Origin of the sequence: Arthrobacter globiformis, from assembly GCF_030815865.1 — a bacterium.
In the GTDB taxonomy this organism is placed as follows: domain Bacteria; phylum Actinomycetota; class Actinomycetes; order Actinomycetales; family Micrococcaceae; genus Arthrobacter; species Arthrobacter globiformis_B.
This window is the reverse complement of sequence record NZ_JAUSXI010000001.1, coordinates 3,174,114-3,199,186: the sequence shown is the minus strand read 5'-3', so window position 1 is coordinate 3,199,186 and position 25,073 is coordinate 3,174,114. Positions and strand designations below refer to the sequence as shown.

Annotated in this window: 19 protein-coding genes and 1 tRNA gene; 12 read left to right on the top strand and 8 right to left on the bottom strand. The window is 65.6% G+C overall.

What is annotated here, in order from left to right:
• Positions 1–116: 116 nt before the first annotated feature.
• Both QFZ33_RS14680 and QFZ33_RS14675 read right to left on the bottom strand, forming a co-directional pair.
• Complete coding sequence (locus QFZ33_RS14680) at positions 117–1,286, bottom strand: site-2 protease family protein (protein WP_307028628.1); 1,170 nt, start codon at positions 1,284–1,286, stop codon at positions 117–119.
• 12 nt (positions 1,287–1,298) lie between these two features.
• Positions 1,299–2,027 carry an HAD family hydrolase gene (locus tag QFZ33_RS14675; protein ID WP_307028626.1) on the bottom strand — a complete coding sequence of 243 codons (729 nt, stop codon included), beginning with the start codon at positions 2,025–2,027 and terminating at the stop codon, positions 1,299–1,301.
• Between the two features lie 141 nt (positions 2,028–2,168).
• Between QFZ33_RS14675 and QFZ33_RS14670 the strand changes: the two genes are divergently transcribed.
• The 3 genes from QFZ33_RS14670 (at position 2,169) to QFZ33_RS14660 (ending at position 4,646) form a co-directional block, all read left to right on the top strand.
• Positions 2,169–3,074 carry a PAC2 family protein gene (locus tag QFZ33_RS14670; RefSeq protein WP_307028624.1) on the top strand — a complete coding sequence of 302 codons (906 nt, stop codon included), beginning with the start codon at positions 2,169–2,171 and terminating at the stop codon, positions 3,072–3,074.
• Positions 3,075–3,192: 118 nt separating this feature from the next.
• Positions 3,193–3,639, top strand: a complete 447-nt coding sequence (locus QFZ33_RS14665; protein WP_307025295.1) for a transposase — start codon at positions 3,193–3,195, stop codon at positions 3,637–3,639.
• A gap of 17 nt (positions 3,640–3,656) precedes the next feature.
• The gene (locus QFZ33_RS14660) at positions 3,657–4,646 is read left to right on the top strand and encodes an IS3 family transposase (RefSeq protein WP_307028621.1); all 990 of its coding nucleotides are present in this window, start codon (positions 3,657–3,659) and stop codon (positions 4,644–4,646) included.
• Positions 4,647–4,694: 48 nt separating this feature from the next.
• Here QFZ33_RS14660 and mshC read toward each other — a convergent pair whose 3' ends face one another.
• The gene (gene mshC, locus QFZ33_RS14655; RefSeq protein ID WP_307028619.1) at positions 4,695–5,972 is read right to left on the bottom strand and encodes a cysteine--1-D-myo-inosityl 2-amino-2-deoxy-alpha-D-glucopyranoside ligase; all 1,278 of its coding nucleotides are present in this window, start codon (positions 5,970–5,972) and stop codon (positions 4,695–4,697) included.
• A gap of 15 nt (positions 5,973–5,987) precedes the next feature.
• The gene (locus tag QFZ33_RS14650; RefSeq protein ID WP_307028617.1) at positions 5,988–6,821 is read right to left on the bottom strand and encodes an undecaprenyl-diphosphate phosphatase; all 834 of its coding nucleotides are present in this window, start codon (positions 6,819–6,821) and stop codon (positions 5,988–5,990) included.
• A gap of 50 nt (positions 6,822–6,871) precedes the next feature.
• On the opposite strand from QFZ33_RS14650, the gene QFZ33_RS14645 reads away from it, so the two are divergent.
• A complete protein-coding gene (locus QFZ33_RS14645) occupies positions 6,872–7,810 on the top strand; it encodes an aldo/keto reductase (protein ID WP_307028615.1) in 939 nt (312 codons plus the stop codon).
• Between the two features lie 42 nt (positions 7,811–7,852).
• On the opposite strand, the gene QFZ33_RS14640 is transcribed toward QFZ33_RS14645, so the two are convergent.
• On the bottom strand, positions 7,853–8,116 hold the full coding sequence (locus tag QFZ33_RS14640) for a hypothetical protein (protein WP_307028613.1): 264 nt from the start codon (positions 8,114–8,116) through the stop codon (positions 7,853–7,855).
• Between the two features lie 39 nt (positions 8,117–8,155).
• Here QFZ33_RS14640 and QFZ33_RS14635 point away from each other — a divergent pair, with 39 nt between their 5' ends.
• Positions 8,156–8,389, top strand: a complete 234-nt coding sequence (locus QFZ33_RS14635; protein WP_102973612.1) for a DUF5703 family protein — start codon at positions 8,156–8,158, stop codon at positions 8,387–8,389.
• Positions 8,390–8,486: 97 nt separating this feature from the next.
• Here the strand turns inward: QFZ33_RS14635 and QFZ33_RS14630 are convergent, their stop codons facing one another.
• Both QFZ33_RS14630 and QFZ33_RS14625 read right to left on the bottom strand, forming a co-directional pair.
• On the bottom strand, positions 8,487–9,647 hold the full coding sequence (locus QFZ33_RS14630; RefSeq protein ID WP_307028611.1) for an acyl-CoA dehydrogenase family protein: 1,161 nt from the start codon (positions 9,645–9,647) through the stop codon (positions 8,487–8,489).
• Positions 9,648–9,673: 26 nt separating this feature from the next.
• Positions 9,674–10,978: a M20/M25/M40 family metallo-hydrolase gene (locus QFZ33_RS14625; protein ID WP_307028609.1), complete on the bottom strand. Its 1,305-nt coding sequence runs from the start codon at positions 10,976–10,978 to the stop codon at positions 9,674–9,676.
• A gap of 193 nt (positions 10,979–11,171) precedes the next feature.
• Here QFZ33_RS14625 and QFZ33_RS14620 point away from each other — a divergent pair.
• A tRNA-Leu gene (locus tag QFZ33_RS14620) sits at positions 11,172–11,254 on the top strand.
• Between the two features lie 297 nt (positions 11,255–11,551).
• On the opposite strand, the gene QFZ33_RS14615 is transcribed toward QFZ33_RS14620, so the two are convergent.
• Positions 11,552–17,575: an Ig-like domain-containing protein gene (locus QFZ33_RS14615; protein ID WP_307028608.1), complete on the bottom strand. Its 6,024-nt coding sequence runs from the start codon at positions 17,573–17,575 to the stop codon at positions 11,552–11,554.
• A gap of 288 nt (positions 17,576–17,863) precedes the next feature.
• Between QFZ33_RS14615 and QFZ33_RS14610 the strand changes: the two genes are divergently transcribed.
• From QFZ33_RS14610 to QFZ33_RS14585, 6 genes are all read left to right on the top strand, one after another.
• Positions 17,864–18,235, top strand: a complete 372-nt coding sequence (locus tag QFZ33_RS14610) for a DUF3311 domain-containing protein (RefSeq protein ID WP_307028606.1) — start codon at positions 17,864–17,866, stop codon at positions 18,233–18,235.
• Entirely contained in the window at positions 18,232–19,908 is a 1,677-nt protein-coding gene (gene mctP / locus QFZ33_RS14605) for a monocarboxylate uptake permease MctP (RefSeq protein WP_307028604.1), read from the top strand. Before QFZ33_RS14610 ends, mctP begins: the two co-directional genes overlap by 4 nt.
• 36 nt (positions 19,909–19,944) lie before the next feature.
• Positions 19,945–21,063 (top strand): aminotransferase class V-fold PLP-dependent enzyme, encoded by a 1,119-nt coding sequence (locus QFZ33_RS14600; protein WP_307028602.1) that lies wholly within the window; start codon positions 19,945–19,947, stop codon positions 21,061–21,063.
• 178 nt (positions 21,064–21,241) lie between these two features.
• Positions 21,242–21,451, top strand: coding sequence for a hypothetical protein (locus QFZ33_RS14595; RefSeq protein WP_307028600.1), 210 nt, complete (start codon positions 21,242–21,244; stop codon positions 21,449–21,451).
• Positions 21,448–24,621 (top strand): efflux RND transporter permease subunit, encoded by a 3,174-nt coding sequence (locus QFZ33_RS14590; RefSeq protein ID WP_307028598.1) that lies wholly within the window; start codon positions 21,448–21,450, stop codon positions 24,619–24,621. Before QFZ33_RS14595 ends, QFZ33_RS14590 begins: the two co-directional genes overlap by 4 nt.
• On the top strand, positions 24,618–25,073 hold the full coding sequence (locus QFZ33_RS14585; protein ID WP_307028596.1) for a hypothetical protein: 456 nt from the start codon (positions 24,618–24,620) through the stop codon (positions 25,071–25,073). Before QFZ33_RS14590 ends, QFZ33_RS14585 begins: the two co-directional genes overlap by 4 nt.

Below are 25,073 nucleotides of genomic sequence, written 5' to 3'. Positions count from 1 at the left end.
TCCTGTGAAAGCTGTCTTGGCGTGCACCGTGGCTGTCCGGCAGGGCGCCGTGCACCCGCTGCCGATTTCACGACCGGCACGTAACTCTACCGGCTCTGGCCCTGCCGGCGCGTGTTTTAGCGGGGGGCCCTGCCTGTTATGGCCGTCACCACGCTGGACTGGCGCAGCAGGCCGGTGACCCGGCCATTGTGGTCAACCACCGCGTAGTCGTGTCCTTCGAGCTGTGCCAGGTACTGGATCAACTCCTGGCCTTTGGACCATTCCGGCACATAGGCGCCGGCGCCGAGCGGGTAGGTCACCGCTCCGGCGGGGGTGGTGCCGGCCACGGCGGCGGGTACCGCGGCCAGGGCCGCGGGGTCAACCACGCTGTTGGGCCTGCCGTCAGGACCGCAGAGCACGACGGCGGTCCGCCCGCCTGCCGATACCCGGAGGACGTCGCTGACGCTCCCCCCCTCGGAAAGGCCGACGGCGGGTTCGGCCAGTGCGGCGGCGCTCACCAGATGGAGGCGGCTGCGCAGGCGGCCCTGCTGGATTGACGCTGACGCGCCCATCCAGAGGAAACCGCCGACCAGGATGGTGATGAGCAGCATGCTGGTGTCCGGTACGTCTCCGCTGAGCAGCGGCCGGACGATGAACCACAGGCCCAGGGCGATGACGATGACGCGTCCGCCCCAGCCGGCCGCGACGGTGCCTTTGGCTTGGCTGCCGGTGGCCTTCCAGACCGCGGATTCCACCAGGCGGCCGCCGTCCAGCGGCAGCCCGGGCAGCACGTTGAAGATGCCGATCACGAGGTTCGCCCAGAAGAAGATGTTCAGGAGGGTGTCCGCTACGCCGGACAAGCCGCCCGAGGAAATCACCAGCCAGGCCGCCCCGGCCAGCACGAAGTTGGCGGCCGGCCCGGCCATGGCCACCAGCACGGATCGTCCGGGTGTGGCGGTGAAGCTTTCAAACTGGGTGTGGCCACCCCAGAGGTTGAGCACGATTTTCTCGCTGGGCCAGCCGTAGATCTTGGCCGTCAGCGCATGCGCGAGCTCATGGATGAGCACTGACAGCAGGAGCAGCAGCGCGTAGGCGAATGCAACGTAGTACGCCCCGACGCCCAAAGAAGGGGTGCCATGCTGCAGCAAGGGCCCGTACACAATCACCGTGAAGGCGGCAATGATGAACCAGGAGTACGCCAGCACTATGGGAATGCCGGCGATCCTGCCGAGCGGGATACCCTCGCGGCTGCTTTTCTGGGTCTGCACGTTCGGGGGCTGCTGACCGGATCCCGCGGGATCAGACACGTTCCGGGCTCCTTAGTTGACGTTCTCGAAGGTTGCCGCCGGTTCGCGCGAGCCGAGGCGGAGCCTCACCAGCTCCTCGAGTTCGGCCACAGTGCGGTCCGCGAGGGAATCCCACGTGGTCCTGCGGGCGTCGTCCGGCAGCGGCACGAGGTGCGGAATGGCCACGGTCACGGCACCCGAAGCCACGGCCGCCGCAGCGCCCGGCGCCGAGTCCTCCAGAGCCACGCAATGGTCGGCGGTGAGCTCAGGGTCCTGCTGCTTCAGCAGGTCCACAGCCTTGAGATACGCCTCGGGGTGCGGTTTGCCCTGGGTTACCGTGTCACCGGTAACGAGGAACTCGAAGTAGGGCCGGGGAAGGCTCGCCACAATCTCGCGGGCCAGCGGTGCCTCTGACATGGTCACAAGGGCACAACGCACGCCGGCGTTAAAAAGTTCATCCAGCAGCTCCCGGGCCCCCGGGCGCCACGGAACGCTCTCCCGGACGCGGCTGATGACCTGGCCGGTAAGGGTGTCGATGATCTCGCGGATCTCCAGGCGCACGCCGGCCTGCTGGAGGATGCCGGCCGAATGGACCAGTGATTGCCCTACGAGCTGCATGGCCTGTTCGTGCGACCATGTCCCCCCGTACGCCTCGACAAGGTTGTATTCGGCTTCGATCCAGTACGGTTCTGTGTCAACGATGGTGCCGTCCATGTCCCATAAAACGGCTTTGAGCAAGGGCTGAGCGGCGGCAGATTCCATGCTTTCCACTGTACCGGGCCGCCCGGCGGTGCCCCGCCGCGGGCCCCGGCCGTACGCCGTCGGCGAATATCCGCGCATGTCCGCGGATCTGCGGCGGTTCGTTCTATGCAACAGCAACGCTTGTGGACGTAGGGTGAAGGGATGAACAGCTTCGACGGAGACACCAACGAACCGGGCACCGCGCCTGAGACGGAGCAGCTGCTGCAGCCTGTTCCCGAGGGCCAGCGTATTACTGTGATGCTGGCTGCGTTCGAGGGCTGGAATGACGCGGGGGAAGCCGCCAGTGATGCGCTCCGTTACCTCAACAAACTGTGGGGCGGGAAGAAGGTCGCGTCCATAGACGCCGACGAGTACTACGACTTCCAGTTCACCCGGCCTACGGTCCGCCGCACGGCCTCCGGCGAACGCAAGATCAAGTGGCCGTCCACGCGGATCTACAAGGCCAGCGCCCCCGGCACCAACGTGGATGTGATTTTCATCCAGGGCACCGAACCGTCCTATAAGTGGCGTGCATATACAGCGGAACTGCTTGTTCACGCCGAGGCGCTTCATGTGGATTATGTGGTCCTGGTGGGAGCACTGCTGGCGGACGTGCCGCACAGCCGTCCCATCCCGGTCAGCACATCCACTGACGACGGCGTGCTGCGGGAACGGCTGAACCTCGAAGCCTCGCAGTATGAGGGACCCGTGGGGATCGTGGGCGTGCTGTCCGAGGTATCCCTGCTCGCCGGCATTCCCACCGTCTCCCTCTGGGCGGCGGTGCCGCATTACGTTGCGCAGGCCCCGTCACCCAAGGCGCAGCTGGCGCTCCTGCACCGCATCGAGGAACTGCTCCAGGTTCCGCTGGACACGCACGAGCTGGCTGAGGAGGCCGAGGCGTGGGAGCGCGGGGTCAACGAGCTGGCTACCGAGGATCCCGAAATTGCCGCCTATGTGCGGCAGCTGGAGGAAGCGAAGGACACCGCAGACCTGCCCGAGGCCAGCGGCGAATCCATTGCGCGCGAGTTTGAGCGCTACCTGAAGCGACGGGGCAAGGACAAGCCTTAGGGCGGCACCGTTTCGACGGTTCCCTGCCCACTCGACGACCCGCCCCTGTGTGTCAGGCTGTTGTGTGACAGGTTCACTGTCGCTTCGGCCTGGCACTTAGGCCGGGGAAAGGTCCGTCATGGATTTTCTTGTCCCTTCCCGACGCTCGAAGCGGAGCCACTTCACTCTCGCGCAGAAGCACGAGATTCTTGATGAGTACGACAAGTGCCTCGAGCGTGGGTCCCGGATCGCCTTCTGTAGAGCGGTGGGCATCGCCGAAGGCACCTTGCGGCTTTGGGTTCAGCAGCGCGAAGCCGGGGAGTTGAGATCCAGTATCAAGCAAGGGAACGAGGACCAGCGATTGCGGGAAAGCGATAAGAGGCTGCTCGAGCAGGTCCTGAAGGAGAACGAGGTCCTCAAGGCCAAGCTGGCCCGGTCCGAGGCCGCGGTGGACATTCTGGGAAAAGCTTCCGCGCTCTTGGACGCCATGGCCAAGAGCGCGGCGGCAACGGATCCCGAACTGAAGGAACCGGAGCCGCAGCGCCCGGACTGGTTGGTGCCAAAGTCTGGAAAGACATCGCCCTGACCTTCGCGGGGAAACTGGTGACTGCCGGCTGGTCAGCGGTCACAGCCTGTGCCCTGGTGGGCCTGCACCGCACCACCTGGTACCGGCACCTGAAACCTGCCGCGCCGGCCGGAATCGCTGTGCCGCAGGCCGACCGGGCCTACCCGAACCGCATCACCACGGCCGAAGCCGAGGAGTTCATGGAGTTGCTCAACTCCGGGGACTACGGGAACCTCTCGGTCACCCAGGCCTACTACCGGATGCTCGACGCGGGTCATTGCTCGTTTTCGATCGCGGCAGCCCACAGGATCGTGACCGCGCACGGCCAGAACGGGGACCGCCGGGCACAACGCGGTGGCACCGGTTCCAAACGGGCCAAACCCGTCCTGGAAGCCACGGCCCCGAACCAGCTCTGGAGCTGGGACATCACGATGCTGCATGGCCCGGGCAAACACATCTATCGGCTGTACACAATCATGGACGTGTTCTCGCGCAAGGTCGTCGGGCACCGCGTCGAATACACCGAAACCGCCGCCCTTGCCTCAGCTCTGATCCAGGACGCCGTGGCCGGAAACAGCCAGAGTCCCGCCGTGCTCCACGCCGATAACGGTGCGCCCATGCGGGCAGGCACCACCTTGGACCTCGCACGTGCCTTGGGCATCAGCCTGTCCTACTCCCGGCCCCGGGTCTCTGATGACAACCCATATTCGGAATCCCTGTTCAAGACCGTCGAGTACGATCTGGGCTTCCCCGGACGCTTCCAGGACCTGCACCACGCCCGCGGCTACATGGCGGCATTCTTCACGAACTACAACGCCAATCACCGGCACAGCGGACTGAACTACTACACGCCCGACACCGTCCATCACGGACTGATCGAGCAGGCGCGCAGGCAGCGACAAAAAACCCTCGATGCCTGCTACGCCCGCAACCCGCACAGATACCGCCGCAAGCCCACTGCACCGGGAATCCCTCCCGTCGCAGGAATCAACCACAAAGAAACCACCCGGCTGTCACAAACAGCTTGATATATACCGGTGGAACGTCGATTGAGCAGGGAACCGTCGAAACGGGTTTTAGAGTTCGACGCCGAGAAGAGCGTTGACGGCGTCGCGCACCAGGGCCCGGTCTGCTTCTGACGCGCTGTCCGTGTTGTCAAGCGTGGCATCAGCCCACCGGTCCACGGCGGCAAGGGCCGCGGGTGCGTCCAGGTCGTCGGCCAGGGCCCCGCGCATCTGCCCGATCAGTTCCGTGGCGGTTCCCGCAATAGCCGCTGCCAGCGCAGAACGCCACCGCTCCAGGCGCGCCTTGGCCTGCTCGAAGCCTTCCGCCGTCCAGGACCAGTCGGACCGGTAGTGGTGCGCCAGGATGGCAAGGCGGATGGCTGCCGATTCTTCGCCTGCCGCGCGCAGCTTGGAGACCAGGACCAGGTTGCCCTTGGACTTGGACATCTTTTCGCCGTCCAGTCCCACCATGCCTGCGTGGGCGAAGTGCTCGGCGAGGGGAACACCGGAGAGCGAGTAGGCATGCCCGGCGCCCATCTCGTGGTGCGGGAAAACCAGGTCCGAGCCTCCGCCCTGCACGGTGAAGGGCGCGGGCAGGTACTTCTGGGCGATGACGGTGCATTCGATGTGCCAGCCGGGCCGGCCCTCCCCCAGCTCGCCGCCGGGCCAGCTGGGCTCGCCGTCGCGGGCCACGCGCCACAGCAGCGGGTCGAGGGCCTGGCGCTTGCCGGCCCTGCCGGGGTCGCCGCCCCGTTCGGCGAACAGTTCCAGCATTTCGGCTTCCGGCAGTCCGGAAACGGCTCCGAGGGTCCAGGCGTCCACTCCGACGGCGTGCTTGCTGGCGGCCTCGACGTCGTAGTAGACATCGCCGTCGGGCTCACCCGGGGTGCCGTTAACGCGGTAGGCCAGGCCTTGGCGCAGGAGCCGCTCAATCGCGGGGACGATCAGCGGCATGGCTTCGACGGCGCCCACGTAATGATCGGGGGCGATGACGTTAAGGGCTTCCATGTCAGTGCGGAAAAGCTCGATTTGGCTTTCCGCCAGCTCGCGCCAGTCAACGCCGGTGGCGTCGGCACGCTCCAGCAGCGGGTCATCGACGTCGGTGACGTTCTGGACGTACGCAACCTGCTGGCCGCCGTCGCGCCAGGCACGGTTCAGCAAGTCGAACGCGACGTAGCTGGCGGCGTGTCCCATGTGGGTGGCGTCATACGGGGTGATCCCGCAGACATACATCGACTTTTCGCCATCGGCATTCAGGGTTACTGCGCGCTGTGCGGTTGTGTCGAACAGTCGGAGCGCGGGCATTTCCCCCGGCAGGACAGGCACGGGGCGGGAGATCCAGGACTTCACAGACCAAGCCTAGTGCTAGGCGCTGATGACATTGAAACCGAGCAGGAGGTACAGGGCGAGGCCAAGGAAAATGCGGTACCAGACAAACAGCCGGTAGCTGCGCGTTGAGATGAACTTCAGGAACCACCCGATGATGACGTAGCCGACGACGAAGGCGATCACTGTAGCCAGGGCCGTCTCCCCGAGCCCGTAGGGGCCGCTTGCACCGTCCTTGGCGACCACCTTAAACAGCTGGTAGAGGCCGCTGCCAAAGACTGCAGGGATGGCCAGCAGAAAGGAGTAGCGGGCGGCGGCTTCACGCGTGTAGCCCATGAAGAGCCCGGCCGTGATGGTGCCGCCGGACCGTGAAACGCCGGGGATCAGGGCCATGGCCTGGGCGAAGCCGTAGAGGATGCCGTGCTTGTAGGTGAGCCCGGAAAGGTCCCGGTCCTGTTTGCCGATGGCGTCGGCCACCGCCAGGATGAGGCCGAAGACGATGAGCATGGTGGCCACGATCCACAGGCTGCGCAGGACGGATTCGATCTGGTCCTGGAACAGCAGGCCCAGGACGATGATGGGCAGGCTGCCCAGGATCACCAGCCAGCCCATCCGGGCGTCAGGGTCCTGGCGCGGCACCCGCCCTGACAGCGAACCGAACCAGGCCTTCACGATCCGGACGATGTCCCGCCAGAAGTAGACGATCACGGCGGTCTCCGTGCCGAGCTGCGTGATGGCGGTGAAGGCCGCGCCGGGGTCAGCCGCGTTCGGCAGGAACGAGCCCACGATCCGGAGGTGGGCGCTCGATGAAATAGGTAGGAATTCGGTCAGTCCCTGCACAAGACCCAGCAGGGCCGCTTCAATCCAGTTCACGCTAAGACCCTACGTCATGACGCGGGTGGTTTCCCCGTAAGCTAGCTGCTATGCAGCAGCGTTACATTGGCAACAGCGGGCTCCGCGCCTCCTCCCTCTCCCTGGGCACAATGTCGTGGTCCCGTGAAACGGACGAGCAGGATGCCTCGGAGCTGCTGCGCACCTTCGTGGACGCCGGCGGAACCCTCGTGGACACCGCTGCCTCCTACGCCGACGGCCAGGCCGAAGCCATGCTCGGGTCGATGCTCGGCGACGTCGTCTCCCGCACGGAAGTGGTCATCTCCACCAAAGCAGGGGTGTCGCCGTCGGACGGGCGGCAGCGGGTGGACGCATCACGGAACGCAATGCTGTCCGGGCTGGAAGCCAGCCTCGCGCGCCTTGGCACCGACTACGTCGACCTCTGGCTCGCCCAGGCGTGGGACCCCAACGTCCCGCTCGAGGAGACGTTGTCCGCCCTTGACTTCGCCGTCCGCAGCGGAAGGGCACGCTATGTGGGAACCGCCAACTACAACGGCTGGCAGACCGCCAAGGCGGCCGCGGTGGCCGGGTTCCCGCTCGTTGCCAACCAGTCCGAGTATTCACTGCTGTGCCGCAAGCCCGAGGCGGAGCTGGTTCCCGCCATTGAGGATGCGGGCCTGGGACTGATGGCGTGGGCGCCGCTGGGCCGTGGCGTGCTCACCGGCAAGTATCGCGGGCATGTGCCCTCCGATTCCAGGGCAGCGGGTACACGGCTGGCCACCTACGTGGAGCCTTACCTCGAGCAGCCAGCGTCGCAGGTGGTCGAAGCTGTTGCCATGGCCGCCCGCGGCTTGGGGCGGTCGTCCCTGGATGTTGCGCTGAGCTGGCTGCTGTCCCGGCACGGAGTGGCGACGGCCATCGTGGGCGCGCGTACGCCCGTCCAGCTCAAGGAAATCCTGGATGCCCAGCTAACGCCGCTGCCGGCGGAAATAGCGCGTGCCCTGGAGGATGTCTCCAGCAGCCTGGCTTAGCCGGGCCCCGATCACACCGGGCGGGTCGCGCCCCGACCCGCGTCACTCCTCGACGATTTCCAGATCCTCGTCGACTTCGCTGTCTTCTTCTTCTTCGTCTTCCTCGTCATCGAACACCTGAAGCGGCGTCACTTCGTTATAGGCCTCATAGAGTGCGTCCTCGTAGACTTCGAAGGCATCGGCAACTGCAAAGAATGCCGCCTCCACTGATGGGTCACCATCCCCGCGGCGGGCTGAGGCGGCTGCGAGGTGTTCTTCCAAGGCGGCAGTCAGGGACTGAAGCGCGACACGCGGATCGATGCTCATGCCTTCACGTTAGCGGGAAAAGGACGAAAATGGAGAGCAATGAAGGAACATTTTCTGACCAGCTCGGTCCTGCGGGAACGGGACTATGCCCGGCAATACGAGTACCTCGTATTGACCGTCGGTCCTGAGGATTCCCTGCCCGAAGCCCGGCGCCGGCTCGTTGAACACTCCGAATACGGCAAGTGGGAACTCGAGCGCAGCAGGCTCTACGTGGGCGGCGGCAGGCGCTTCTGGCTTCGCCGCCGGGTCACTCAGGTGCAGCGCACCGTCTAGGCCGCTCCGGCCGGGTGGGCGCGCACCTCAGATGGCTGCGCCCACTCCTGCTCCAGTTGTCGGCTGCTCCAGTTGTCGGCGCGGGTGAGCGCTGCAGTTACTCTTCGAGCGGGCCCAGCCACGCGTTGGCAACGGTGTTGTGCGCCGACTCGTCGTCCGAGGGGTGGAACATGCCGGCCAGGACGTCGCGGTACAGGCGTTCCAGTTCCGAGCCCCTGAAGTAGCTGGATCCCCCGGAGGCCCGGATGGCAAGGTCCACCACGGTCCGCGCCGTTTCCGTCGCCCGGAGCTTGACGCCCACAAGCTTCGGAAACCACTGGCTGCCGTGGTCCACCAACCGGTCCACATCGCCGGCCACCACCGAAAGCTGGGGGTACAGGGCATCCATGGCGAGGGCGGCCTCGGCCACCTTCCAGCGGATGTCAGGATCCTGGGCAAGGCTCCTGCCCCCATTTTTGAATGATGTCCTGCGCTTGGCGGCTTCCACGGCCAGCACCAGAGCCCGCTCCCCGATGCCCGCGTAGACGCCGGCAAGCAGGGTTTCAAAGCACGCGAAGATAGCGAAAATCAGCGGATCCGCGTTGGGCCCCACCGGCAGCTTACGGAAGATGCGGCCGGGCGGGACAACTGCGCCGTCCAGAATGGTGGTGTTGGACTGACTGGCGCGCATGCCGAGCGTGTTCCAGTCCTCCAGGATCCGGTAGCCTGTCGTGTCCCGCCGGATGAAGCCGTGTACCAGTTCACCTTCACCGTCCCGCGCGGCCGAGTCCTTGCCGAAGATGCCCAGGCGCGTCCAGGCCGGCGAAAGGCTCGTGAAGATTTTAGTGCCCGTGAAAGAGTAGCTGCCGTCCGGCAGGGGCTTGGCCTCCGTCAGCGAATCGAAAAGAACGGAGTCGTTGCCGGCCTCGGAGTTGCCGAAGGCAAAGATTTCCCCCGCTGCTGCCTCCCGCAGCACGAAGTCCAGGGAAGGGTCGCCGCGTTCGGCCAGGACGCGCGCCACCCCTGTCCAGACCAGGTGCATGTTGACGGCCAGCGCGGTGGCAGGGGCCGCCGTCGCCAGCCGACGCTGGCAGCGGACCGCAGCCTCCAGACCAAGGCCAGCCCCGCCGCCGGCCTCCGGCACGAATAGCTTCAGGTAGCCGGAATCGGCCAGTTCCTCAAGATCCTCTGTGAAGAAGCTGCTCCGCTCGTCGTATCCCGCCGCTCTCCCCCGGATCCGTGCGAGCAGGTCGTCAGGCAGCAGCCGTACGGCTGCCATAGGTGTTTGGGGGTCCACGCGCGTCCTCAGTAGTTGGTGAGCAGCGTGTTCAGAACGCGTGCTCCGAACTTCAACGAATCGGCCGGGACGCGTTCGTCAACTCCGTGGAACATGCCGGTGAAGTCGAGGTCGTCCGGCAACTGCAGGGGCGCGAAGCCATAGCCTGTGATGCCGAGCTTGCTGAGCGCCTTGTTGTCGGTTCCGCCGGACAGCGTGTAGGGCAGGACCTTCGCGCCGGGGTCCTCGGAGTGCAGGGCGTCGATCATCGAGTCCACGAGGTTGCCGGAGAACGGCACTTCCAGGGAGACATCCTGGTGGACGTAGCTGACGTCCACGCCGCTTCCCGCCAGCTCGCGGACGATCTCCAGGACGTGTTCCTGCTGGCCCGGCAGCGTCCGGCAGTCCACCAGCGCCTCGGCGGACTCTGGAATGACGTTGTGCTTGTAGCCGCCCCTCAGGAGCGTCGGGTTGGAGGTGTTCTGCAGGGTGGCGCCCACGAAGCGTGCCACAGTGCCCAGTTCCTTCAGCAGCCTGTCGGGGTTGTCGGGGTCAAACTCGACGCCGGTCAGTTCGGTCACGCCGTCGAGGAACTGGCGCGTGGTGGCCGTCAGCTCGATGGGCCACTCGTACTCGCCGATGCGGGTCACGGCGGCGGCGAGCCGCGTGATGGCGTTGTCCGTGCTGATCTGGGACCCGTGGCCGGCGCGGCCGTGGGCCACGAGGCGCAGCCATGAGATGCCCTTCTCCGCCGTCTGGAGGAGGTAGGTGCGCTGGCCACCGATGGTGGCGGAGAAACCGCCCACCTCCGAGATCGCCTCGGTGGCCCCCTCGAACAGTTCAGGCCGATGCTTTACCGCGAATTGGGAACCGTGAACGCCGCCGGCTTCCTCGTCGGCGAAGAACGCGAAGATGATGTCCCGCTTCGGCTTGCGGCCGGTGCGGGCAAAGTCCCGCAGGACGGACAGGATCATGGCGTCCATGTCCTTCATGTCCACCGCGCCGCGGCCCCAGATCAGCCCGTCCTTGAGTTCGGCGCCAAACGGGTCCACCGACCACTGCTCACGGAGGGCGGGCACCACGTCCAGGTGGCCGTGGACCACGAGGGCGCTTGCGGAGGGGTCCAACCCCGCCATGCGGGTCACCACGCTGGCCCGGCCAGGCTCCGACTCGAAGATTTCCGCGTCCAGCCCTACATCGCTAATCAGGCTGGCGGTGTACTCGGCCGCCGCACGTTCGCCGGGCCCCGAGCCATCCCCGTAATTGGATGAATCGATGCGGATGAGCTCCTGGCAGATGGTGACAACTTCATCCTCTGGCCGAACGTGAGACATTGATCACTCCTTTAGCGGGGAAAGCGCGGATTCATGCGGGTTGGGGCGGCTTCTGGCTGCCGGAACACACAGGTTCAGCCTACCCAGTCGACTCGATTCCATCTTTCCGGAAAGTTCGTGTTAGAGTTTTTCTCGCTGCTTCGGAGAGATGCGAACCGCTGGAAGGCGGAGAGAGTCCTTCGAAATACCACCTGCGCGGGTGGCGGAATGGCAGACGCGCTAGCTTGAGGTGCTAGTCCTCGAAAGGGGGTGGGGGTTCAAGTCCCCCTCCGCGCACAAAGGGAAAACCCCGGGAATCCAATGGATTTCCGGGGTTTTTTCGTTTCTCCAGGACCACGCGCGGCCGGCGTCATATGTGGCGCCCCGCGGGTCAGCCATACGGCCGCCGAAGTTGTAACTCGCGGTAATCCCGTAAACGGCCGTAACTTCCTCGACGGCCAACGTCATCAAAATCGCCATGGCACATTGACCTGCACCGCTCCCCGGTTCCCGTGCTGCCCTGATCAGGAAACGCCCCGGCCGCGGAAGCGGCCGGGGCGTTCAGCTCGGCTGTCTGGGGCCTGAGGGGCCGCGTCAGCAGGCCGGCACCCCCGAATCCACGGGCCCGTCGGTCGGACGGATCCAGAGGTTGTTAATCACCTTGTACCAGACGTTGCTCGTGGACCCGGTGGGGCGGCCGGTGGCTCCGTCGTAGATGGTGTACGCGGCACCGGTGGTCACGCACTGGACCTGTACCCGCGTGCCCTGCGCCACGAAGGTTCCGCCACCAGCGGCACAATTGGCCGCTGTATCCGGAGAAGAGGTGCCGTTGGAGGGCCATTCGCAGGTACCGGGACTCGCCGTGCCGTTATCCACCACAAGGTACTTCGCCGGAGCTGTCCTTCCGGTCGCCGATACCGCTGTGCGCTGGCCGAGGTCATCCACGACTGTAACGGTGATGGAGATGGATTGGTCGTACCCGTTGCCGGTAGTGACGGATCCTCCCCCGGCACCCAACGTGCCTGACTTCCCGTCCGATGACTGGTACTCCAGTGCCGCCACCTGGCGTCCGTTGTTGACCACGGCTCCGACGTCGAACCTCACCGTCGTGGTCACAGTAACGGGGTTGATACTCGCCGCGTGCGGTTTGCCGTACGGCGCCACCGGGTTGGAGTTGGTGACCGGCCCTTCGTAGGTGGCATCGTCCGCGCTGTTCACGGCGCGCACCCCGATGGTGTAGTTGCCGTTGTTGGGCACACCGGACCGGATGACCTTGTCAGCCGGCACTGCCATGAAGTTGCTTCCGTTGACCTGGTACTGGTAGCTCGGTGTCGCACCGTTGCCCGCGGCCGCACCAAAGGAAAGCTGCACAGCATTGTCCAGTGGATCGGCCCGGACGCCGGGGACGGCACCAGGCGCGCCGAAAGCGCGGCGGGGGTCCGACGGCGCACTGGCGGCCGAAGTACCTGCCTTGTTTTTGGCCACAACCGTGAAGGTGTAGTCGGTGGCGGAGTTGCCGACGGTCACAGGCACGCTCAGCTGACTGCCGGACACGGTGTTGCTCGCTACCGTGGACCCACCCTGCACTGCGTTGACGGTGTACGTGTCGATGGAGGCGCCGTTGTCCGCTGCGGGGGTCCACGACACCACCATGATCGATTGGGTCCCGCCGGAGGTGGTGCGGGTGGTGCTGGGTTTGCCGGGGGCGCCCGGTACGCCGGCCGGGATGGCAGTGGCTGAATAGGCGCTCCACTCCGACGGATCCGGCGCCTTGTTGGAAGCCTGGATCCTGACCTGGTACGGCGTCCCGTTCTGGAGGCCCGTCCACCGGTAGGACGTTCCCGTGACCTTGCTTGCCCGGATGTTTCCTGCCGCAGGCGCGGGCGAGATCTCCAGGTTGTAGCTCTCCACCGGTGAGCCGTTGCTCCTTGGAGGTACCCAGTTCACAGTGAGGGATCTGTCGCCAAAAACCAGTGCCGGCGCTGCCGGGGTATCCGGCTTCGCATCGGGACGGGCAGGTGCGGAACCGGGAGACGGCGCCGAGTCCCCCAACTCGTTCGTGGCCACCACAGTGAAGGTGTACTCCACGTTGTTGGTCAGGCCCGTGAGCGTGCACGTGGTGGCAGGGCACTCTTGCGAGAACGCTCCGCTGCCGCTGACCTTGTAGCCGGTGATCGCTGCCCCGTTGTTGGCGGGGGGTGACCAGTTGAGGACAACGGTACGGTCACGCACCTCCCCGACAGTCGGCGTGGACGGAGCATCCGGCTTGTCTTTGACGGTGAGCCGGACGCGGCCGTCAACTTCGCGTTCCGCGTCCTGGGTTTTGTCCTGGACCCGGTAGCGGACCACCATTGTGCCCACGAACTCCTCGGCGGGCGTCACGACGACGACGCCGCCCTCCACGCCGGCCGTGCCCGTTCCGGTTTCGACGGCGGCGCTTAGGATTTTCAGCGGTGATTCAGGGAACGGGTTGATGTCGTTGTCCAGCACCGGTACCGGCTGTGATTGCCCGGCCCGGGCGCTGGCGATGACGTCGTCGTTTGCTGCGGCAAGCGGACGCTTCGACGCGACCACGCGGACGTCCACGGCGCCTGCAACAGGTGCGCTGCGCCCGTCCGAGACGGTGACGCGCACGGTGAGCGTGCTGCCCTTGGTGGCACTGCCCACCGTGGCTTTGAAGAGGCTGCCGTCCAGGGAGGCCCTGATTCCGGCGGGCGGCGTCCCTTGCAGCACAAAAGTGAGCTTGTCCTTGTCTCCTTCGTCGACGTCGGTAGCCACCTGGCTCAGGTCCAGGGTGGCTTCTTCGCCCGGCCCAGCGTCAAGGGTGCTGGAGGGGAACGTTGGAGGATGGTTGCGGGCCTGGTTAGGCAGAACCGTGATGCCGATGGTCAGCACCGCCGTCCGCCCGTCGGGGTCGTCAACGCTCGTGCCGTCGGTGACCTCGAGGGAAACCGCTGCCGGGCCTGAGTAGTCGTCGGCGGAAGTGAACACGAGGGTGGTCGCGTCCTTCACCAGCGGCGCGCCATTGGAAGCGACCGCCTGGACCTTGGAGTCCTGGGTGATGCGGGGGCTCTTGCCGGGACGGACCACCACCAGGTCCCGCAGGTTCATGGTCAGTTGCTGGCCGCTGACCACTTCCAACGGCGCGGTGCTCCGCAGAGCGGGCGCCTGCCCTTGCAGGCCGGGTACCACGATGAACGCCGTTGAGCTGAGCTTGTCCATGTCGGTGACGGTGTACGCGATGATCTGCGGCTGGCTCTCCAGCCGCACCGCAACCTTACCGGGAGCCGAGATGCTGGCAGTGGGTGCCGCTTCCGGGAAGGTTATCTTCAGTTCCGCGGCCACACCGTCCGGGTCTTCATCGTTCTTCAGGACGGGAACTTCGACGACAGCCTTGCCCAGCGTCTCTGCGAACGCCACCCGGTCGTCCCGAGCGACGGGCGCCAATGTGGCGGCGTCCCTGCGCACCTGGATTTTGAGGGTTCCGACGGCGGTGCCGCCGCGGCCATCGGTGATCTCATACCGGACGATCGACGTGGCGGAGGCTTCGGAAGGCGACGGGGCGGTGAGCTGCACCCGTCCGTCGATGACCTCAGCCTTCAATTCCGGGGCAGCTTCCAGCCGGTGGGCTGCGAGGGTGACATTGTCGCCGTCGGGGTCGGAATCATTGGCCAGCACGTCCACTGCCACGTGCCGCCCCGGGAGAACGGTGATGCTGTCCTCAACGGCCCTGGGACGCTGGTTGGATCCAGGTGCGGGTGCGATGCCCACGGACACACGGGCGGTGGACCGTGCCCCGAGCCGGTCCTCCACCACGTAGGAGAAGGTGTCTTGTCCGGCGGCGTTCGCTGGCGCCGTGTATTCGACATAGTGGGCACCCACCACCGCGGTTCCCTTGCGTGGTGCCTGCTCCAGCCCCACCAAGGTCACAGAGTCGCCGTCGGGATCAATGCCGTCCAGGGGAATGGCGATCCTGGTCGTGTTGCCGGCTACGACCCGACCGGTGACATGGTGGGGAAGCGGCCTGGAGTTCGTGCCCTCGCCGCGAATGTGAATGGTCAGCTGCGCCGAGTCTTCCTGCCCGTCCGGGCCGGCAACAGCGTAGATCGCGTGCACCGTTCCACCTGCTCCACCTGCCTTGAAGCGAAGCACGTCCCCCGACACGGCGAGGAGGCCTTGGGCGGGGCTGATTCCCTGCACGAGGACCGGCTTGAGCTTCAGCTTGGCGCCATTGGGGTGGGTGTCATTGGCGAGGACGGCGACGGTGGCGACGTCGTTAGCCCGCACGGTGATTTCATCCGGGGCAGCAACAGGCGGGAGCAGTCTGGCGGGTGCCGGAATGGGCAGGATGGTTACCTGCCCGGTTGCACTGGCCACGCCGTTGGACACCGTGTACGTCAGGCTGGTGGGTGCGGTCAGGCCACGGACGTCGGTAATGCGCAGGATCTGGTGATTGACAACCGCGACGGCCACTGCCGAATTCCGGGGCAGCCCCACGGACTGGATGACGAGGACGCCACCGGCCGGGTCCGAGTCGTTGGCTAGCGCGTCCAGCAGCACTTCGCCGCCCACCGGCAGCAGTGCAGTATCAGCGACCGCGACCGGCTCACCCTGCCCGGCCCCGGCGGCTTTGACGTCGATCCGCACCAGTCCCTCAGAGCTGTCCGGTCCATTGGTCACCAGGTACGTCACGTAATACGTTCCGGCGTTGAGTGCGCGGAAGGTGAAGGTCCCCGCCTGGTAGTCGGGGGTGATTGCCTGCTCCTTCGCGCCCGTCACGCGTGTCAGCCGCAGTCCTTCACCGGTGGGGTCGCCGTCGTTCTTCAGCGGAGAAACCAGAATGTCCTGCCCGGCGGTACCCGAAACGTGGTCCGCGTTGGCCTTCGGCGGAAGGTCGCCTTTGGCGCGGACATCCACCACCACCGTCCCCTCGACCTGGTCCCGGCCATCGGAGACAGTGATCACAACGGCCTTTTTGCCCAGGGTTGATCCCACATCGTGGAACGTCAAAAGGCCGTCCGCCCGGGTACGCACCTGGTCGCCTTCGCGGGCAGGGCGGGCTCCCAGAAGCAGCAGGTCGTCGCCGTCGGGGTCGGTCCAGTCGGTGAGGACGTTCTGGGAGATGCTCTTGCCCTGCTCCAGGATGATGGTGGGCACGCGTTTCTGTTTCGGCGGCTCGTTGCTGGCGGGGTCCTTGACGGTCAGGGTGACCCTGGCTCCGGCGGTGCCGCCCCGGCCGTCACTGGCCAGGTACTGGAACTGCGACGTTCCGGTCGCATCGGCCGGCACCTTCACCTGCAGGCCGGTTCCGTCGTACACGGTCTGGACGCTGCCGGCGGCGGGATTGTCGCCCTGGAGCTGGACGGTGAGGACGTCTCCGTCCGGGTCGGAATCGTTATCAAGGACAGGCAGGAGCGTGGTCCTGCCGGGCCGCACTCCGAATTGGTCATCGGCGGCGGAGGGCGGCCGGTTCTCCTTGGTCCGGTCCGGGAGGGTGTCCACCGGGTTTTCATCCGCAGCGGGGTCGTCCTGGTCTTCGGTCTTGTCCGGCGGGGGAATGATCTCGTCCCAGTTGGCTACAAGCCTCATGTTCTCGGTGACCAGCCAGACGTTGCCGGACGTGACGTCATTGAGGACCACGATGTCCCGGTTCACGCGAAAGACCAGGTTGGACCGGGCGTTCGCGCCGGGGATGTCAGCACTGCTGCTGTCTGCGGCGTTCGTGCATTCGCGCAGGTATTTGCCTGCCCCGGACCACGCAGCGTAGACGCAGCCGTTGACATGAACCGGCGTTGCGGGGGTTCCTGACGTTCCGAGGTCCACAACCGTCGCGTTCGAACCGTCCAGGGGCTGTTTGATCAGGCCCTTTTTGGTGGAGATGGCGACAAAGTCAGCGGCGGGCCCGCTTTGCTGCAGCTTGGCGTCCGCCGCGTCCGGCAGCTGCGCCAGCCGGCCGCCGGGAAGGTGAAGGGTTCCCGCGTCGGCGTCGAACAGCACCGGTTGGTCCCCGACGGCGGCGACCTGGAGCTTTTCTTTGTTGCGGATCTGCTCAAGTTGAACGGTGTCTCGGGAATCCACTCCGCCGGTGGCATTCACGCGAATTGTGGTCACCTCGCCGCGTGCAGGATCAGCGGCGTGGACGACGTCGTCAGTTCCTACCGTCGCGACGATGCCTTGGGCATCGCTCAGGACGGGTTCCTGTGAATCGAAGTCGACAGAGCCGAGCATGCTGCTCTGCGTCACCCAGAGACGGCCTGAGTTCGGATCAGCCAGGGCCACCGCTTTTTCCCCGAACGCCGGGACCGCCGATCCCGGAAGCTGCTGGGGCGGTTCAAGGGTGACGTCGGAGACCTTGACCCTGCCCAGGGAGGCGTTGCCGCGGTCGGACACGAGCACACTGCTGCTGTGTTGGAGGACGTCGAAGTCGGCGCTGGCTGCCATGAGGCCGCCGTCCAGGGTTTTCGACTGGAAGTTCAGGTGGCCTACGAGGTTCATGTCCGAATTGGTTACCCACACGCCGCCGTCATTCAGGTCGATCTGCGTGGTTCGGAATCCCGGGTGGATGATTGCCACCGCCACCAGCAGCCCAATTGCCGAAAATGTTGTTGCCGACGCCAATGTGCGTTGTTTTGCGTGCGTCAGTAAACGAAGCGGCATCCGTCCCCCAGTCTTGTCGTTAGCCCCCAGCTAATATACGCGGACATACCGGCAGTTCCTGAGCCAGCGCCGGCGTCGGGAGCGCTAACGGCGCCGGTCCCTGGATCCCTGCCTCGGCTGGAACCACTCTCTTCCCGAGCGGGTCGGACGGGCGTACAAAGGAACTGGAGGGCAACGTTTGTAACCTCCGCCTCACCGCCCTCCGGGGGACCCGGAGTCCGGGAGACGGGCTGACAAGGAGGTCGTGGGGTGTCCGATCAAGATCGTCCTTACCCGAAGCAGCGCCCCATCCCAGGGGTTCCCCCGGGCAGTGGACGGCCAACCCGCAGCACTGCAACCCGCGGCCCGGCGCGGCGTGCACCATACGTCATTGCCGGGGTGCTGCTTTCCGTGGCAATTCTGCTCCCGCTTATGCCGCAGACCTACTCCTTCAGCGCGCCGGCGCTGGGCGGCATGCCGTTCTTTTACTGGTACCAGCTGCTCTGGGTTCCCATTTCCGCCGCCCTGAGCGGTGTGGCGTACTGGCTCGTGACAACGGAGGACCGACGACGGCGGGCGGCGGCCCGCGCGGGCACTACCGGGCTCGACGGTGAAGCAGTGGGTGGAGATGAACGGCCATGAACGGGCGCGAAATCAACTGGGTCGCCCTCATTATCGTGGTGCTGCTCTTCGTCGTCGTCGCCGTCATGGGCTTCCTGGCCGCGCGGTGGCGCAGGACGGCAGAGACCGAGGGACTGCACAGCCTCGACGAGTGGGGATTGGGCGGAAGAGGCTTCGGGACATGGATAACGTGGTTCCTGTTGGGCGGCGACCTCTACACCGCCTATACGTTCGTTGCCGTTCCCGCCGCGATGTGGGCCACGGGGGCCGTCAGCGGCTTCTTCGCGGTGCCGTACACGATCGTCCTCTACCCGATCATCTTCATCATCATGAGCCGGCTCTGGTCCGTGTCCCACCGGCACGGCTACGTCACCTCGGCGGACTTCGTGGGCGGCCGCTACGGGAGCCGTTGGCTGTCCCTTGCCATCGCCGTCACCGGCATTGTGGCAACCATGCCGTACATCGCCCTCCAGCTCGTGGGCATCAAGGCTGTCCTCACCGTGCTCGGCCTGGGCAGCTCCGAGAATGTGCTGCTGACCGACCTGCCGCTGATTCTGGCGTTCGTCGTGCTGGCCGCGTACACCTACACCTCGGGGTTGCGGGCACCGGCGATGATCGCCGTCGTCAAGGACCTGCTCATTTATCTCGCAGTGATCGTCGCGGTCATCTACCTGCCGACCAAGTTCGGAGGGTGGGACGCGATCTTCGGGGCGGCGAAAACGAAGCTGGAAACCGTCAACGAGGCGACCGGGAAGCCCACCGGGGTGTTCATCCCATCGGGCGCCAATTTCTCGGCCTACTGGACGCTGGCGCTCGGATCGGCCATGGCGTTGTTCATGTACCCGCACTCCATCACCGGCGTGCTCGCGTCCAAGGGACGCAACACTATCCGGCGCAACGCCGCGATTCTGCCGCTGTACTCCCTCATGCTCGGCTTCCTCGCGCTGCTGGGTTTCGTGGCCATCAAGGCCGGCACCAAGCCGATCGACCTGAACGGGGCGGTCAACCCCCAGCTCGTGGTGCCGCAGCTGTTCCTGGACCACTTCCCTGCCTGGTTTGCCGGGGTGGCCCTGGCTGCCATCGCCATCGGGGCGCTGGTACCGGCAGCCATCATGTCCATTGCCGCGGCCAACATGTTTACGCGCAACATCTACCGGGACTTCCTCCGGCCCGACGTGGATCCGAAGACTGAGGCGAAGGTGTCCAAGATTGTCTCGCTCGTGGTGAAGTTCGGAGCGCTGGTTTTCGTCATCGCCATGGACCAATCCGCGGCCATCAACATGCAGCTGCTGGGCGGCATCTGGATTCTGCAGACGTTCCCCGCCGTCGTCGCAGGCCTTTATACGCGGTGGTTCGACCGCTGGGCTCTGCTGGTTGGATGGGCGGTGGGAATAGGCTTTGGCACCGCCTCGGCCTACAACGTCATCAATCCTGTCACGCACGCACACTTCGGCGGCTCCATCGCTTCCCTCCCGGGGACCGACTTCACCGTGTACATCGCTGTGTCGGCGTTCGTGCTCAACCTGCTTGTCGCCGTCGTGCTGACCCTGGTGCTGAGGGCACTGAAGGTGCCCCAGGGAGAGGACAAGACGCGCCGGTCTGATTACGGTGCTGATGAAACGGACCCGAAGGTTGCCGAGATCGAACGGACCCAGCGTTTCGTGGAACCGGGAGGGCCGCCACCTGTGGCGTAGTGCTTTTCAGGTTCGGGATAAAGAATGGTCCACGCCATGAACGTCAGCGACATCCGAGGGCTTTTCCCCGGGCTCGAAAACACCATCTACCTGAACACTGCCACCATGTGCGTCGGCTGCACCCCTGCCAGAGAAGCATACGAACTGGCTGCCGAGCGCTGGTCCGCGGGGCGGTTTGACTGGATGGAGGCCGAGCAGGCGGGTGAGCACGCCCGCGGCATGTTCGCGGAGATCATCGGAGCCACGGCGGCGGACATTGCCATCGTCCCCGCGGTCAGCACCGCGGCGGGGATTGTGGCCGCCAATCTGCCACCCGCCAGGCGCGGGGAGAACATCGTGGTGGCCGAGAACGAATTCGCCTCGAACTACTACCCCTGGCTCTTGCTCCGGGAGCGTGGCTACGACGTGCGGGCCGTCGCTGCGGACGGGGACGTGGTGCCGGCCGACGCCCTCGGCCGGGCGGCCGACGGCGGAACCCGCCTGATCGCTGTCAGCGCCGTTCATCCCGTCACCGGATACCGGGCAAATCTGGGCTCGATCAGCCGCGTCGCGGCCGGCTCAGGAGCCTGGTTTTTCGTTGACGCCTGCCAGGCGGCCGGCGCCGTTCCCCTTGACGTGGTGCGCGACGGCGTGGATTTGCTGGCCACCGCAAGCCACAAATTTCTCCTCGGGTCGCGGGGCATGGGCTACCTCTACGTCCGCCCCGGGCTGCTCGACCGCCTTCAACCCATCGTGCCGGGCTGGAAGGCAGCCCGCCTACCGTTCGAAAGCTTCATTGGCCCGGACATGGACCTGTCGCCGACGGCGTCGAAGCTGGACGCTTCGTTGGCATGGTTTCCGGCGCTCGCCGACCAGGCGGGACTTGCTGTCCTTCGCCGGTTCGGTATGGGCGCGGTCCTGGAGCGTAACGCACGGCTTGCGCTGCACCTGCAGAACGCGCTGGAAGCGGCGGGCGTCAGCTTCCGGTCCTTTCCCGCAGAACACCGTTCCACCATCATCTCCGTTCCGGTAAGCGACCCGGACGCGGTCATGGCCCGGCTGCGCCGTGCGAACGTGGTTGTGTCCCTCCGGGCAGGCAGGATCCGGCTGGCGACCCATTTCTATAATCTCGAGGAAGAGCTGGTCCGGGTTGCAGGGCTAATTGCGGGCCGGTGAGCCATCACGGCCCGGATCCGAGGAACCCCGGCGTTTTCGTATATCGGTCGGTCCCTGGACTGATAAGAGCGACCTGCTGGAAAAAAGTTGCCCAGGGCATTGACTTGGCACCCTCGCGAGGACCACTCTACTCCTAGACGTTTGGGGGGCGCGAAGGCAGTAGCAATGGAGCCGCGCCGTGAACATCTATTTGGCAGTTGAGACTTTTTTTCCCGGTCACCTCAGAGAAGATCTGAACGTGGACCCGCATGCAGGGCTCACTGAAACGCAAACGATCGGTGAACTGCCCGGTAAACATCGACATCGCCAGCGGCCTGGCCGCCGCACCCGCCATCTTGCATTGCCCGTGAAGTCAGCGGGGATGAAGTTGGCGGTGAATCGGCCATGATGAGCGCCATTCTCGGCTGGGTTCTGCAGTTCCGGATCCTTGTCCTGGTCGTGGCGGCCGGCGTCCTCGGGTACGGCTTCACCGCTCTGCCCACCATGCCTGTGGACGCCTTCCCCGAGTTCGCACCGCCGCAGGTCGAAATACAGACCGAGGCCTTGGGGCTCTCTGCCGCTGAAGTCGAACAGCTCATCACGTCACCCATGGAGGCCGACCTGCTCAACGGTGTGGCATGGGTGGAGGCGATCCGTTCCAAGTCACTTCCCGGCCTGTCCTCGATCCAGTTGGTCTTCCAGCCGGGTACGGACATGTTCCGGGCACGCCAGCTCGTCGCTGAGCGCCTGACCCAGGCCAGGGCGCTGCCCAACGTGTCGGCAGCACCCGTGCTCATGCAACCTTTGTCTTCCACCAGCCGGGTGATGATGGTCAGGCTCACGTCCAAGGACATGTCCCCCATCGACATGTCCGTGCTGGCGCGGTGGACCATGAAGCCCGCGCTTTTGGCCGTTCCCGGAGTAGCGAACATTTCCATCTGGGGCCAGCGCGACCAGCAGTTGCAGGTACTCGTGGACCCCAAGCAGCTGGAAGCCAAGGGCGTGACACTGGACCAGGTCATCAGGACCACGGGCAACTCCGTGTGGGTGTCCCCGTTGAGCTACCTTGAGGCCTCAACGCCGGGCACGGGCGGCTTCCTGGAAACGGGACATCAGCGGCTGGGCGTCCAGCATGTCCTTCCCATCACCACTCCCGAGGACCTGGGCAAAGTCAGCATCCAGGGTACGTCCAGCAAACTGCTGCTCGGGGATGTAGCCCTAGTCCAGACGGATCATCAGCCGTTGATTGGTGATGCGCAGCCCGGCCAGGACGCTGAGCTGTTGCTGGTGATTGAGAAGTTCCCGGAGACAAACACCGCGGACGTCACAAAGGGGCTCGACGAGACTATGCGCGAGCTCCAGGCCGGGCTACCCGGCGTAACCGCCGACACCACCGTGTACCGGCAGGAGTCGTTTGTCGAGCAGGAAATGGGCACCCTTGGTGTCGCGCTGCTTGTCACGCTGCTGCTGGTCGCGGCGGCGTTCGGACTGGTCTTCCGGTCCTGGCGCAGCGCGCTGATCACCCTGATCACCGTACCGCTCTCCCTCATTGCTGCGGCCCTGCTGCTGACCCTGCGCGGGGCCGGGCTCAACACCATGGTTTTCGCCGGCATGATCCTCGCCCTGAGCGTCATCATCGGGGATGTAGCGGAAGACCTGAACTCCGCCGCCAGGGCCTACCGGGCATCCAAGGCAACCGACCACGGGGATTCGAGGATCGCCCTGCTTGCGGGTGCGTTACGGCCTGTCCGCACCTCCCTGTTCTACGCGCTGCTGATCATGGCGCTGAGCGTGCTCCCCATGCTCTTTGTCCCTGGCGAAAACGGCGCCATGTTCGGGCCCCTGGTAATTGCCTATCTGCTCGCCCTGGCGGTCGCCATGGTCGTGGCCCTTACAGTGACAGCGGCCCTGACGTTCTTCCTGCCGCCGGCATCAGCGGCCCCGGGCCGCGAGCGCCAGGCTATGCAGCGCCTCCGCATCCGGTACGGGCGGACACTGTCCCGCCAGCCCGGCAGGCCCGCCTTGGTCTTTGCCGCCGCGGCAGTCATGGCGCTCGCCGCCCTGGCGTTGGCGCCGCAGCTGGTCCCCAACCACCCTGTGGTGCCGGTGCTGGCAGACAACACGCTGGTGGTCCAGTGGAGTGCCGCGCCTGGCACCTCCGACCAGGAGATGGTCCGGATCACCGATACCGCGGCCCGCGAACTGCGGGCGGTGCAGGGCGTCTCCAATGTGGCCGCCGAGGTCGGGCGCGCCATTACGTCCGACCACGTGGGAGACATCAGTTCCGGGGAGCTGTGGGTGGGAGTGGCAAAGGATGCCTCGTACTCCAGCACCCTTGAGGACGTACAAAGGGTCGTGGCCGGGTACCCGGGGCTGAGCGCAACGGTCTCCACCTACCCGCAACAGAAAATCGACCAGATCCGGGAAGCTGCCGATTCCGGATTCGGCGTCAGGGTCTACGGCGTAGACATGGCCACCCTCCGGGCAAAGGCCGAGGAAGTGCGGCAGGTTCTGGCACACACGGCCGGTGTGGTGAATCCCCGCGTTGATGCCGCCATCGAACAGCCGACCGTCCAGGTCAAGGTGGACCTGGCGAAAGCACAGAAGGCGGGCGTCATACCCGGCGATGTCCGGCGTGCGGCGGCTGCGCTGCTGCAGGGCATCGAAGTGGGTAACGTCTACGAGCAGCAAAAGGTCTTCTCCGTGGTGGTCAAGGGAACGCCTGCAACCCGGAACAGCCTCACCAGCGTCAGCGAGCTGCTGATCGACACTCCCAAAGGCGGGCATGTGCGTCTTGGCGACGTCGCCGAGGTCAGCATCGTTCCAAACGATGCGGTCATCCTGCATGACGACACTTCCCGGCGCGTGGATGTAAAGGCGGACATCCAGGGGCGGGGGCTGACTGATGTGCAGCAGGACATCGAAAGAGGCCTGCAGCAGATCCAGTTCCCGGTGGCCTACCATGCGGAGATCCTCACCCGGTTTGGCCAGCAGCAGTCCGCCTTCCAGTGGCTGTGGCTGCTGGCAGCCGTAGCTGCCTTCGGCATCCTGGTTCTGCTGCAGACAGCGCTGGGCGGATGGCGGCTTGCAGCCGCCGTATTCCTCGGACTGATCGCATCCCTGTCGGGTGGAGTTATCGCAGCCCTGGCCGACGGCGGGGCCAACTACCTGACGGCGTTTGTCGCGTTCTCGGCCGTCCTGGGCATCGCAGTCCGCAGCTGCCTGCTGCTCGCCGGCGAGGTCAGGAACCTCCGCGCCAGGCAAAGCGAAGCCACAGGGCCCGCCCTGGTTATCCGCGCCGCACGCGACAGGCTCAAGCCGACCCTCGCCTCCGTGGTGACCACCGCCGTCGCCCTGATTCCGCTCGTGCTTCTGGGCGGAGTCACAGGCACTGAGGTCCTCCAGCCGATCGCGATCATCATCTGGGGCGGCCTGCTGACAACCACCCTTTTCGTGCTGTTCGTGCTTCCCGCAATCCTGCTCCGCTTCGAACGCAGCCAGGCAGGGACACGAACAGCAACGACACACGCCGAAGTCACCGAAGCCCGACGGGCGCCTGAAAGCCGGGAAGCATCATGACAACGACCCCGCCGCGGATGCGCGGCCCGATGGTTCTTATCGTCCTGGGTCTCCTCGCACCGGCATTGCCGGCCTGCAGCCAGCACGCGGCGGAGGCTCCGGCCGCCGGCGACTCTGCCGCGAGCCTTGAAGAGGTACCAGGGACCGACCTGAAGCGCATCACACTGAACGAACACGCCGCCGGGAACCTCGGCCTCCAGACGTCGGCGACGAAACTGGATGCCAAGAGCGGGAAACTCACCGTCCCCTACCTGGCGGTCCTCTACGACAGCGAAGGAAAAACCTGGGTCTACACGATTGCCGGACCGCGGGTCTACGTCCGCCAGTCCATCACGGTGGAGCGGATCGACGGCGAACAGGCCACGCTGAGCGACGGTCCGGCCACGGGCACGACTGTGGTGACCGTGGGGGCCGCAGAGCTGTTCGGCGCTGAGCTGGATGTGGCGAGCTGA

Bases quoted from the DNA above. Each gene is read 5' to 3' on its own strand.
- QFZ33_RS14675 (WP_307028626.1), bottom strand. From the start codon at position 2,027: ATGGAATCTGCCGCCGCTCAGCCCTTGCTCAAAGCCGTTTTATGGGAC.
- QFZ33_RS14670 (WP_307028624.1), top strand. From the start codon at position 2,169: ATGAACAGCTTCGACGGAGACACCAACGAACCGGGCACCGCGCCTGAG.
- QFZ33_RS14665 (WP_307025295.1), top strand. From the start codon at position 3,193: ATGGATTTTCTTGTCCCTTCCCGACGCTCGAAGCGGAGCCACTTCACT.
- QFZ33_RS14645 (WP_307028615.1), top strand. From the start codon at position 6,872: ATGCAGCAGCGTTACATTGGCAACAGCGGGCTCCGCGCCTCCTCCCTC.
- QFZ33_RS14640 (WP_307028613.1), bottom strand. From the start codon at position 8,116: ATGAGCATCGATCCGCGTGTCGCGCTTCAGTCCCTGACTGCCGCCTTG.
- QFZ33_RS14635 (WP_102973612.1), top strand. From the start codon at position 8,156: ATGAAGGAACATTTTCTGACCAGCTCGGTCCTGCGGGAACGGGACTAT.
- QFZ33_RS14630 (WP_307028611.1), bottom strand. From the start codon at position 9,647: ATGGCAGCCGTACGGCTGCTGCCTGACGACCTGCTCGCACGGATCCGG.
- QFZ33_RS14625 (WP_307028609.1), bottom strand. From the start codon at position 10,978: ATGTCTCACGTTCGGCCAGAGGATGAAGTTGTCACCATCTGCCAGGAG.
- mctP (WP_307028604.1), top strand. From the start codon at position 18,232: ATGAACGGGCGCGAAATCAACTGGGTCGCCCTCATTATCGTGGTGCTG.
- QFZ33_RS14600 (WP_307028602.1), top strand. From the start codon at position 19,945: ATGAACGTCAGCGACATCCGAGGGCTTTTCCCCGGGCTCGAAAACACC.
- QFZ33_RS14590 (WP_307028598.1), top strand. From the start codon at position 21,448: ATGATGAGCGCCATTCTCGGCTGGGTTCTGCAGTTCCGGATCCTTGTC.
- QFZ33_RS14585 (WP_307028596.1), top strand. From the start codon at position 24,618: ATGACAACGACCCCGCCGCGGATGCGCGGCCCGATGGTTCTTATCGTC.